The sequence below is a fragment of the Candidatus Endomicrobium procryptotermitis genome, from assembly GCA_031279415.1.
Taxonomy (GTDB): Bacteria; Elusimicrobiota; Endomicrobiia; order Endomicrobiales; family Endomicrobiaceae; genus Endomicrobium_B; species Endomicrobium_B procryptotermitis.
In genome coordinates, this window is record JAITIP010000043.1 from 46,879 (window position 1) to 58,438 (window position 11,560).

Genomic DNA, 11,560 nt, shown 5'->3' on the forward strand with positions numbered 1-11,560 from the left:
GATATTTTGAACTTTCAGAACAATTTCAAGAAGACTCCTTTAATTTTCCATTTTATTAAACAAGGCGTCTTTAATACCAAGTAAAATATATTTATATTTTTTTATTTTATCTTTTTCAAAAAGAGCAATTTTTATTGCACCGCCCATGGTCGCCCCGAACATTACTCTAAGCGCCCTATAAGGATAAGTAAACATAAATTTTTTAAAAAAATATATGCCATTTCTTGCTATATAATACCTTCTGAATGGAGGCTGGTTTGTTATGTGAAATCCAAATTTTTTTTGAGAGCTGCCAAATTCATGAATAATGTAAACATTTTGCGCTTCATAATTTTTAAAACCCGCTTTTAAAACTCTATAATAAAATTCTATGTCAACGTAATCAATAAAAAGTTTTTCGCAAAATCCGCCCGCTTTTTCAAATACGGACATTTTAATAAAATTCCCAGAATTTATCATTAAATTGTTTTCTTTAAATATTTTATCTCTATGGTAAAAGCGAGGTTTTTGCACAGTCTTTGAATTGTCTTTTTCCATGGACTGAGCGCTGTTAAATTTCTTTAAGCCGCAATCTGCTTCCACAAGTATTTTTTCATTGTCGGTTTCTAGTTTTGTAAATTGTCTCTCAACGTATTTGCATCCCAAAACGCCGGCTTTGTCTTTTTCTCCGTCTGGGAGTTTTCCATAATTTCTCTTCATATTCTTTACGGTTTCGGGCGGAAGCTGGCTGTCTTGGTCTAATGTCAAAAGCCAATAGTAATTTTTTTCTTTGGCGTATTTAACGCCTTGATTTAGTGCCCATGCAATGCCTAAATTTTTATGACTTAAAACAAGCTGCACTTTGTCGTTGCCGTCTGAAAGAATTTTTAATTTTGCAATTATGTCTGCATCGGAAGTCGCATTATCTACAATGATAACAAAATCGACTTGTTCTTTGACGGATTCGTAGCACCTAAAAACTTTATCTGAATTAAAAGAAACTATTACCGCACAGGTTTTCATTTTTCAATCCTTATCTTTTACGCATTATTTTTGGGAAAAAGAGTCCTATTTTAATAAGAATTCTAATAAATATAAAAAAGTACAATGCGTAGAGCTTTAGAAGAATAAATTCTTTTAAAGAAAGAGAGCTTTTAAACCTATTAAAAATTTCGGAATAAAATTTTCTTGATTGTTTTATAAAGTCCAGTTTATTTTTGTAAAAAGTAAAAGAGGCATTAGAAGAGTGCATTCTATATTTGAATAAGGGTATATCTAAATATTTTATTTTTCCAACTTTAGCAGCACATATTGCAAGCCACCAGTCGTGATATTGGGTATGTTGTGGAAAAGGCAGGGCATATCGCAAGAGTTCTTTCTTTAACATTACAGAGCAGCCTGTAACGGAATTTGTTCTTAAATAATCGGCAAAAGTTGTGTTTTGAAGAAATTTTTTTACTTTTGATGTTGATGTATTTGACATAATATTATCATTGTCGTCAATCAAATAAGCGTCCGAATGAATTAAAACGGTATCGCCGATTTCTTTTACAAGAGTTTCTATTTTTTCGGGAAGCCATATGTCGTCCTGGTCGCATAAAGCTATGTAATCGCCTTTTGCTTCGGATATAACTTTCTCAAAAGTTTTTACGAAACCTATATTTTGCTCATTTTGTAATATTATCACGGATGGATATGATTTTAATATTGAAAGAGTTGAATCTATGGAACAATCGTCACAGGCTATAATTTCAATATTCTCATAAGTCTGTGACAATAGGGAATCAAGCTGCTTTCTCAAAAAAATTTGTCCGTTATATGCTGCAATAACTATTGAGACTAAAGGCAGAGCGGTCACTTTTCCTCCAATAGTTCTATGGCTTTATTTGCAATATCATAAGGATTAATATTTATAAGACATATCGGATTGTCAGGACAAGGACATTTAAAGCCTTCTGCCTCACGCTTAAAATTGCATGGTGAACATATTTCTTTACTATAAAAAGAGTAAGCTTTTGACGATACAGGTCCAGAATTATCAGGAAGACCTCGTCCATATAGAGATATAATTTTTATATTTTCAACTGCAGCAAGATGGACAATGCCGGTATCTACAGATATAAGCAAATCTGAATTTCCTAATATCTCTTTAAGTTCATATAAATTAGTTTTTCCGCATAAATTTACTATATGATAATTAACAGAACCTGCAATTTTTATTGCATATTCATTATTTTTATCGGTTCCTACAAAATAAATTGAAGGTTTAATATGTTTTAAAATGGCATTAATTGTATTTACAGCATTATCGAAAGGAAATTTGTTATAGCCGCCCTCTCCTTCAAAACAAAAAATTATTTTTTTATTTTTATCTTTTTTTACTGTTTCAACGGTATTTGATTTTATATGGCTTGTATTTGGCAGCATGGGAAGTTCAATATTATTTGTATTTATTATGCTTCTTATAATTGTCTGGTATCTTTCTGACATATGAATTCTATCGGAATCTTTGTTCATTTTTACAGTATGAGTTAAATATTTTAGTATTGGGAAAGGATTGTCGTATCCGCACCATCTTGTTGCAGGACCTGCAATAGTTTTTATTCTTAAAATATTTGCAGCGAGGGCTAAAAAAGGCGAACTGTCAAGAAATATGCATATATCAAAAGAAAGAAGTTTTAATTTTATGAAATTTTTAATAAACCAAATGGCTTCGTATATCCTTCTTGTCAACCATTTACTGTCTACAGAAAATAAATTATTGTTGTAAATAATATTATCTATCGCGGGATTGTTTTCAATATATGGTTTAAATCTTTTTTGTGCTATAACATAAACGATTAAATTTTCTGCATTCTTTTTTAGAAGATTTAACGCTGAAGTTGCGAGAATGAAATCTCCAAGATTTGCATTTAATATGACTAATATTTTTCTTTCTTTCATTGTTATTTTTTGGAATTATCCCTTGATGTCTTGCTCTGTCATATCAAGGCAACAATTATATTCTGTAAATGATTAAACGGCAATAGAGTGTCCCTAAAAATCACTAATTGTTATGTCATCAACATTTTAAGCAGGTTGATGGCTGGCAGATGGTACTAATGCTCAATAATATCTCAAGTGATAATTCTGTTATTTTTTAATTACTATGGTAAAACCATTTCCTATTTTATCGTCTTTATCTTGGAAATCGATTACGTTTAAATTTAAATATCTGCATAACTCCAAAACATCTTCTGTAATCCACACATTGTAATGTGTTCTTGTAAGGGGATCTTTACATTCATGTCTTTTAATAAGTTCATTAAGCGAGGTTCTTTGTCTTGGTTTGTCAAAAGTTCTTTCTTTATGAGGAATTATCATAAAAACATAGCCATTTGGTTTTATTACTCTAATCCATTCATTAAGAGTTTTTATTGGATCCCACATATGTTCCAAAACATGTGAAGTTAAAACGAAATCAAATATATTGTCTTTAAACGGAAGATTATCGCCTTCTGCGATAATATCTACCTTCACAATTTCTCCGTATTTATGTTGGATAGGGTTTACGTCGCAATCAATATTTATTGTATTTAGAAAAAAATCATTGTAAGAAGACCCGCCTATTTCAATACCTCTGAGTCCTTTTAAATATTTATTTGCCAGTGCGGAACTTCTACTGCAACCTTCAGGTAGAAATAAAATACTTTTTATGTTTTTTACTTTAATTAAATATTTTACCGTTTCTTTACAGAAACAGCTTAAACAACGTTTGATTTTTGTAAATAATCTGTTGAGTTTTTCTTTTTGTAAAACCATTTTCAGTTTCATAGGCAATAATATATAAAAAAATAATTTCTTAATTTGGGGTTCTTACTGCAAATATATATCGGAATATTTTTTATATCTTTAAATAATTTTATTAATAATGACATAACATGCCCTTTAAAATATTTTTCTCTGTTATATATGGGATGCATATAGAAAAGCTCAAATTGTTGCATTATATTGTTATTACGAATTTTTAATACTTCAGAAAGGCATATAAATAATATTCTACAAAATAAAAAATATATAACAAAATAAAAAACATACGCCAAAAAATCAATTTGTATTTTTTTATCTTTTAAAAATTATTTGTCAAGTTATACCGTTGTCTATAATTCCGCCGCCGAGAACTATGTCATCTTGATAAAAAACGACGCTCTGTCCAGAAGTTACGGACATCTGAGGTTCTTTAAAATCTATGCGTACGTTAGATAATATTTTACCATCGGCGCTTTTGATAGGAATTGCCGCTGCTTTTGCCGCATTGTGCTGCTGGCGGATTTTGGCAAAAACTGTTATAGGCTTTTGCAGTGTGGGAATGGATCCCCATGAAACTTTCCGTGCTATAAGCGTCGATGAATACAAATCTTTTTTTGCACCTACTATTATAATATTTTGTTTTGCCAGTATCTTTATGACATATAAAGGTTCTTTAGTTCCTCCGGAAAGCCCAAGTCCTTTTCTTTTACCTATAGTATAATTCCATATTCCATTGTGTTTGCCTAAAACTTTTCCATTTTTATCGACAATATCGCCCTGATTTGTTTTAAACTGCAATATATCATTGTAATCGCCGCAGTAAAAATCCTGACTATCAGGCTTTTCGGCTGCCGGCAGATTTATATCTTTTGCTATTTTTCTGACATCTTCTTTCATATAAGAGCTGAGCGGAAAAAGCGTTTGTGATAATATTTTTTGCGGCAGACGGTAAAGAAAATATGTCTGATCTTTATTTTTATCTTTTGGCTTTTTAAGCTGATACATTTTTAAATCTTTGTTAAAAATTATATCGGCGTAATGTCCCGTTGCGAATTTGTCAAAAGACATTCCAGCCCTTTTTGCGGCTGCAGGAAGAACGCCGAACTTGATATGTGCATTGCACCACACGCAAGGGTTAGGCGTACGGCCTTCTTTATATTCATTTTTAAAATTGTCAAGCACTATGCGTTTGTATTCATTACGGCAGTCTATTATTTCTACGGGTATTTTAAGAAAGTCGGCTATTTTTTTTACCGTTTCGATATCTTCTTCTTCTGGACCAAAGCACGCATCAGCGACTTTTATTTTTGGCGGCGGTACGGAATTATCCCATATTGACATCATCGCGCCGGTAATTTCATGTCCCTGCTTTTTTAATAAATAAGCAGCCACCGCAGAATCTACTCCGCCGCTTAATCCAACTAAAATTTTCATTTTGTTCCTTTCAGCAAAAGTTTATTAAAAAAAATGATTTATGCCATATATTTATGAAATCCTTCATGTTCGGAAATCGTTCTTCCTATGGACCTAATTTTGTTTGTTATGCAAAATCTGCAATAAGCAGGAGATTCCGAGATGCATACTTTTCCGGGATATATTTCATAAAATTTTCTATAATCGCCTTCCGTTGCATTTGGCATCACAACATTTGCTCCGCTTTGCAAAGCTATTATGCGGCCGTTACAGTTTATGGTTTCCATCGCGGTAGTCGCTGGAATGTTTATATCCGGCATTAAAAGTCGCAAAATCGCCATTACTTTGAGCGATAATTTAAAATTATTTTTTTTATTTACTTCGATTTTTTGTTTTTCTTCTCTGTAATTTTCATATACTGGCGTGTATGGATTATAGATAAAAGGACCTATTCCTGCCATATCCACGGGTATAGATTTAAGATATAAAATATCTTTTGCAATGCTTTCAACTGTTTGGCCGGGAAGCCCGACTATAATTCCTGAACCCGTTTCATAGCCGAGAGATTTAATATTTTCAAGGCATTTCATTCTGTTTTTCAAGCTCATTCCTGGATCATATTTTACATACAATTCTTCGTCGGTAGTTTCTATTCTCAAAAGGTATCTGTCGGCACCAGCTCTGCGAAACGCTTTATATTCTTCATAAGTTTTTTCGCCTATGCTTAAGGTAAGTGCAATACCAAGCTTTTTTATCGCGGAAATAATTTTGACCATTTTTTCAGCGGTGTAATATGGGTCTTCTCCCGACTGTAATACTACGGTTTTATATCCATAGCCTTTCGCTTTTTGTGCAAGTTTTATTATATCGGATGGTTCTATGCGGTATCTGTTCAAACGAGCATTATCCCTTCGAAGCCCGCAATAGACGCAGTTTTCTTTACAATAATTTGAAAATTCTATTAAAGCGCGCAGATGTACTTCTCCACCGAGGTATTTTTCACGTATCCTATCTGCAGTCTCAAAAAGCAAAGAAGCGTCTGCAGCATTTAGCAGTTTTACTATTTCTTTTTCATTTAGCGCATGACTTTCTTCGGCTCTGTTTATAATTTTTATGCATTCTTCTTTCATAATTTAAATATTTTATCATATTTATGGATAACTAAAGAGGTTTATTTTTTTGTCATTAGGGTTGCAGTCGAAATATAAAAATTGTATTATACGAGAGTTATTTTATTTAAATAAAGGTTTAATTAATGCTGTTGACAAAAACATCACGAGAGGCTATTAAGATACAGTATGAAAATTAATTTCAAGATAATTTTACAAATATTTTTCTTATTTTTTACAATCACTGAAACTTACGCAGGAGATATCGTAAACAATAAATACAGAGAACAATTTCTTTCTGAAGGCGCAAAAAAGGCCTATTACAAAATCCAAGCCAATGTTACGAAATTCTTTGACAGACAGACCTCAAGCCTAAATGGTCTTGTGGAAAGTTTCAGAGGAACCTCTATTTATAGTTATGACATTTTTACAAATGTTTTTGCTTATGGAAAAAAAGGCACTTTAGATGCACAGGCTTTTACATACGACGGCGCAATTGCCGCATTGGCTTATCTTGTTTGTGACCAGCCTCAAAAAGCCGCCAATATTCTCAAAGTCTATCAGACTGAATTTTATTGTGTTAAAAATGAAAGATACGGGCTTTTCAATAGTTATAGGATGGACAAAGAAAGCACAAAATGGGGACTTCCCATTGGGATAGACGGAGACAGAATGCATGTGGGACCAACTGTATGGGTAGCTATTGCTGCCATACAGTATACGGCTGTTACTGGAAAACCTGATTTTCTTCCTTTCATAATCGATATCTGCAAATGGACGGAGCATGTTGAACATTATAGGCTCAAAAGCGGCCACCGCGGCGCCGTTTCCATGGGATACGGCTGGGGACCGAATTGGGCAAAAGTTTATTCTACGGAAAATGTAGTCGATCATTACGCTCTTTTAAAAATGATAAAAGAATTATATGAATTAAAAAATGACGATATAAGAGAAATTTTTTACAAAAAGAAATATTTTCTGCAAAATATAAATAGAGAAATTTTTGCTATCGAAAGATGGCTTATGGAAGTAGTTTATGATGGCAGCAAGAAAAAAACTTTCAACATGGGAGCAAATGAAGATGGCGTTGATACTACAGATGCTTTGGATACAGTTTCATGGTCGATTCCTGCCATTACCCCTCAGCGACTTTTTGAAATGGGTGTAAATCCATACCATTTGATGCAGTTTGCCGATAAGGAATATCTTGTGGAAGACGTTCTTATGCCGGATGGTGTGAAAATAAAAGGTTATGATTTTACGAATTACGCCGGTAGAAAGAAAGATTATAAGATGGTGTGGTTTGAAGGAACTGGTTTTCATATAGTGGCAATGCAGGTTATGTCAAAATTTTCAAGACAGCACAGAGATATTAAAAAAGCTGAATATTTTAGACAAAAAGCGATGTATTTTCTGAATGAAATGACAAAAGCGTCGGTTGTCTGTACACTTATAGACGGCTCCCTGCCTTATACTTCTAAGAGGCCTAAAGAAAAAGAAATTTTAACCACTTTTCATTGGGAATGGGAAATTCCAAGAGGAAAAAAAGGGCAATGGGTTCCATCTGTTTCTTCAACCGGCTGGTATATTATTGCCCTTTCAGCCTTTGACCCACTGAGTTTTGATAAAGAAAATGTGGATTATAAACTATTTAAAAAATAAATATTTTGTATTTACTTAATGCTTGCTGTGATGTCATGTGATGTCATTAGTTTTTATAAATAAAATTTCCCAGTTCATTTCCCGAATTTACTTTTATTTCACAATTAAATGATTGACATTTAATGCAGTTTTTAGTTTATTATATAAGCAAGATATTGTCGTTAGAGTAAATATTGACAAAAATAATACTATATGTATATGTATAATTACAAAATAGTTATATTTAAAGCAAATTTTTTTATACTATGGAATTCAATGTAAAGGCTTTTGGATATGCATCCGCAGCGAATGCGAAAAAAGTTATTGATTTTAGAATAAGGGAAAACGGCAGTTTAAATTTAGTAAAAAATTAAAAAAGGAGGAATAAGTAAAAAAATTGTCATTGTTGTATTTTATAGGTTGGTTCTGTTAAATGGCTATATGCCATAACAAGGAGGAGTAAATGCGTAAATTATTTAGTTTTTTAGCAGCGGCAGCAGTAGTATCAACATTAGCAGTGTCGGCTTTTGCAGCTTCAACGACGACCATATTTAGGGCTGAAATTTCATTTGCAAGCACTAATACGAATTTTGGTTTTACTCTTAAACAGATGGCAGGACTTGTCCCTGCTGTCGGAGATATTAGCACTACTACAGTCCATTGGGTAAATGCTTTTAAGGAGTTGAAGCCTGGAAATGGCGATGGAATAACTTATTCAGGGTCTGTTCCTCAGACATGGTTTTCAAACTCTAAAGTATATGCAGAAATTGATTTAGGCGACGGGCTTGCGCCTAATACTACCGTAATTTTTTACACCGACAATAAGAGTGGTACTGAGTCTGCGACGGGTTATAAGTATGTATCAGGCACTTCATCTAATACAGCATCTCCTCTTATTGCAATGAAATCCACCAGTGCTGTTAGCGCCCCCGGTCTTGAATTAGCATATAAAATTCTTCATTCATCAATGGCATCAGTTGCGATGAGCACTGCAGCGGCCGACACAAAGGCATATAGTGCTATCACATCTATTGATGAGTTGAAACTTTTAGATGCTTATGGAACTTATTGGGTGCAAGATACCTCTAAACCAGGTTATAGTAAAGCTGCAAAAGAATTAGAAATAGCCAATGATAAGGGTATAAGAGTTGGCGAAGAAAACGGTGTTCTTCATAATGTAGATGTAGGTAATGCATTTCCAGGAGCAAAAATTTACATGTTTTTTTCACTTTCAGCTTTCAATGCACAAACGGCTCACAGATATGGTACTGAAACTTTAACAGTTGAAACTATTACTGAATAATTAGTTCATTTTAGCCCCTGTGCTTATATTGCTTTAAACATTGATATAGGCGCAGGGGTGTTTTAAAGGTTAGATAAGGCTTTGCTAAAAAAAATAGCAGTTTTTTTATTTATTTTATCAGTATTTCATGTGACTTCTATGGCATCTTTATCGGTTTCTCCATCGAGGGTTGACATTCGCGCAGGAATAAACGAATCTATTAAAGCTTCGTTTATGGTTACAAACAATTATGAAGGAAATGTTAATATTGAAGTTTTAACGAATGACTGGAACAGTTATAAAGGAAATAATATAAATGTAAATTCATGGCTTAATATAGAGACAAAAAAATTTGTCTTGGCTAAAGGTGAAAGTAAAGAGGTCTTCTATACGATTATCACAAACCAAGACATGCAGGGGTCTGTTTCAGGGCAAGTTACTTTTTCACTGAAACCACCAGGAAATGATGGGATTACCATAAAAATGAGTTTTCCTATTTATATTATTATTAAAGGGACCGAACAAGTTGATTTTAATGTTGAAAAAATAATAAATGTGGCTAAAAAAAATAATGGCATTACTGCATCTTTTTCTATGCAAAATAATGGAAACGTGCATGTGCGTCCTCAAGGAAAATTTAATATTTATAATAAAAAAGATAAACTTGTTGCAAGCTCAGTTATACCTGAAAGAGTTCCCGTGTATGCAAATACATCAAGATCCGGCTTTTATGCAGAGATTCCTGATATTACAAATTTGAAAGCTGGGAAATATATTGCAGAGATATTGGTTGAGACTCAAGGGCAGTCATCTTCTAAAAAAATTGAGTTTAGAATAAAAAAAGACAGAACAATTGTACAGTAAAGCTAGTGATATAAATAATTGTTCTTTGTTAATGCAGAGAGTTTGCCGTCAATATATCATGGTATTCGTTTGCTGTTTTTAGAAATGGCCGGGCTGCTTCGCAGCAGTACAGAGAATTGTATAGATTATGCTCTTTGCCGCACAGTAGAAATTGTTGCATGGATAAATAAGTCGTCAGCAGTCAAACCTGAGGACTGCTCAGGATACAGAATAAGTCATCTTTTTCTTCCGGCGGGACAGATTTCGACGGCGATTATTAACTATTATGGATTTTTTTATTATTATATTATGAAGGCAACAATGGCTATTTGCGGCATTTTAGATACTTAGGATAGAAAAATAAAGTTGTACAGTGCGGCGGATTTCAGCAATACTTTACAGAGACACATAGAAAACAAGTTCTATTATTATAGGATTATTTAATGAATAAAAAAATGTCCTTTATTATTTTAATATTATTTTTTATTTTTTGTTCTCTTGCTTTTTCTCAACAGACAATGCTTTTCAGAGCTGAAGTATCTTTTGAAGAGATAGCTCATAATACTCCTGTCGTTATAACCATTTTTCATTCAGATATAGATAGAGTTTCTGTAAATATGCGTACGCTCGTTGCTACTGGTACGGTTGTTTTGGCACAGGATTCCGTTGGACTTTCAAATAATCAAGGAGACGGCATCATCATACAGTATTATACGGATGACAACAGTATTGTTAAGGCTTCAAGTGTTACTTATAAAAAAACAGATGAACATTTATATAGTTTTGTGACGTCTCCGATAGTTATAGATACTAATTCGGAATATATCTATTATAGGATTTCTGCAAAAGCTAGTGACGGAACAATGGGCAGCTACCCATCGAGCAATTCATATATAGAAGCTAATGTTAAACAGATAGAAACGCAGGCTATAGGCACTTCTGGTGGCATTTTAACACTTCAAAGCGGAGATCAGACAAGAGGAAATACCGTGCAGTATTTTTTGCAGGGCGCTCTTCTTTCTACCACAAATTACAGAATAAAAGAATTATATACAAGCGAAACGCTTCCCTTCATAGGAGGGCTGCGTCCTATAATAGCTTATGAATTTACGCCAGCTGACATTATTGTCAACAGTCAGGCTCTCATGCCTTCTATAACTTTATATTATGGTGATTTGGTGTCGGATTATAACAATATCGAAGTCAGATGGCTTAATGGTACAAGATGGGAAAATGTTAGTTTTACAAATAATTTTGAAATGCGTACTGTTACGGTAAATCTTGCTTTGACAAATACAAAGCTTGGATATTACGCTGTATTTGATAAAGTCGCTTTGTCTGACAGTGATTATCGTCCAGTGTACAAAGTTTTTCGTCTTGGTGAGGAGCTTGAATTCAGGAATTTGGGTACAGGTGATACGGTTACAATATTTGATATTAACGGTCGTGAGATAGCAAGGCTTACGTCGAAGCCGTTTAAGTGGAATGGGAGAAAGAGCAGTGG

At 33.4% G+C, this 11,560-nt stretch carries 10 protein-coding genes; 4 read left to right on the forward strand and 6 right to left on the reverse strand.

The genetic code is table 11. The features are described 5' to 3' along the window. Positions 1-39 precede the first annotated feature (39 nt). The 6 genes from LBD46_08810 to hydE form a co-directional block, all read right to left on the reverse strand. Positions 40-1,002, reverse strand: a complete 963-nt coding sequence (locus LBD46_08810; GenBank protein MDR2427258.1) for a glycosyltransferase — start codon at positions 1,000-1,002, stop codon at positions 40-42. Between the two features lie 10 nt (positions 1,003-1,012). Next, positions 1,013-1,837, reverse strand: a complete 825-nt coding sequence (locus tag LBD46_08815) for a glycosyltransferase family 2 protein (protein ID MDR2427259.1) — start codon at positions 1,835-1,837, stop codon at positions 1,013-1,015. After that, positions 1,834-2,922: a glycosyltransferase family 9 protein gene (locus LBD46_08820; GenBank protein MDR2427260.1), complete on the reverse strand. Its 1,089-nt coding sequence runs from the start codon at positions 2,920-2,922 to the stop codon at positions 1,834-1,836. Before LBD46_08820 ends, LBD46_08815 begins: the two co-directional genes overlap by 4 nt. A gap of 189 nt (positions 2,923-3,111) precedes the next feature. Next, the gene (locus LBD46_08825; protein ID MDR2427261.1) at positions 3,112-3,780 is read right to left on the reverse strand and encodes a class I SAM-dependent methyltransferase; all 669 of its coding nucleotides are present in this window, start codon (positions 3,778-3,780) and stop codon (positions 3,112-3,114) included. Positions 3,781-4,101: 321 nt separating this feature from the next. Then, positions 4,102-5,202, reverse strand: a complete 1,101-nt coding sequence (gene mnmA, locus LBD46_08830) for a tRNA 2-thiouridine(34) synthase MnmA (GenBank protein MDR2427262.1) — start codon at positions 5,200-5,202, stop codon at positions 4,102-4,104. A 38-nt stretch (positions 5,203-5,240) separates the two neighbouring features. Next, on the reverse strand, positions 5,241-6,311 hold the full coding sequence (hydE, locus tag LBD46_08835) for a [FeFe] hydrogenase H-cluster radical SAM maturase HydE (protein ID MDR2427263.1): 1,071 nt from the start codon (positions 6,309-6,311) through the stop codon (positions 5,241-5,243). Positions 6,312-6,479: 168 nt separating this feature from the next. Between hydE and LBD46_08840 the strand changes: the two genes are divergently transcribed. The 4 genes from LBD46_08840 to LBD46_08855 all read left to right on the forward strand — a co-directional run. Next, positions 6,480-7,952, forward strand: coding sequence for a hypothetical protein (locus LBD46_08840; protein MDR2427264.1), 1,473 nt, complete (start codon positions 6,480-6,482; stop codon positions 7,950-7,952). Between the two features lie 442 nt (positions 7,953-8,394). Continuing rightward, positions 8,395-9,234 (forward strand): hypothetical protein, encoded by an 840-nt coding sequence (locus LBD46_08845; GenBank protein ID MDR2427265.1) that lies wholly within the window; start codon positions 8,395-8,397, stop codon positions 9,232-9,234. A gap of 138 nt (positions 9,235-9,372) precedes the next feature. Then, positions 9,373-10,077, forward strand: a complete 705-nt coding sequence (locus LBD46_08850; protein ID MDR2427266.1) for a hypothetical protein — start codon at positions 9,373-9,375, stop codon at positions 10,075-10,077. Positions 10,078-10,499: 422 nt separating this feature from the next. Further along, on the forward strand, positions 10,500-11,560 hold a 1,061-nt coding region (locus LBD46_08855; protein MDR2427267.1), incomplete at its 3' end, for a hypothetical protein.

Bases quoted from the DNA above. Each gene is read 5' to 3' on its own strand.
- LBD46_08845 (MDR2427265.1), top strand. From the start codon at position 8,395: ATGCGTAAATTATTTAGTTTTTTAGCAGCGGCAGCAGTAGTATCAACA.
- mnmA (MDR2427262.1), bottom strand. From the start codon at position 5,202: ATGAAAATTTTAGTTGGATTAAGCGGCGGAGTAGATTCTGCGGTGGCT.
- LBD46_08840 (MDR2427264.1), top strand. From the start codon at position 6,480: ATGAAAATTAATTTCAAGATAATTTTACAAATATTTTTCTTATTTTTT.
- LBD46_08850 (MDR2427266.1), top strand. From the start codon at position 9,373: ATGGCATCTTTATCGGTTTCTCCATCGAGGGTTGACATTCGCGCAGGA.
- LBD46_08820 (MDR2427260.1), bottom strand. From the start codon at position 2,922: ATGAAAGAAAGAAAAATATTAGTCATATTAAATGCAAATCTTGGAGAT.
- hydE (MDR2427263.1), bottom strand. From the start codon at position 6,311: ATGAAAGAAGAATGCATAAAAATTATAAACAGAGCCGAAGAAAGTCAT.
- LBD46_08825 (MDR2427261.1), bottom strand. From the start codon at position 3,780: ATGGTTTTACAAAAAGAAAAACTCAACAGATTATTTACAAAAATCAAA.
- LBD46_08810 (MDR2427258.1), bottom strand. From the start codon at position 1,002: ATGAAAACCTGTGCGGTAATAGTTTCTTTTAATTCAGATAAAGTTTTT.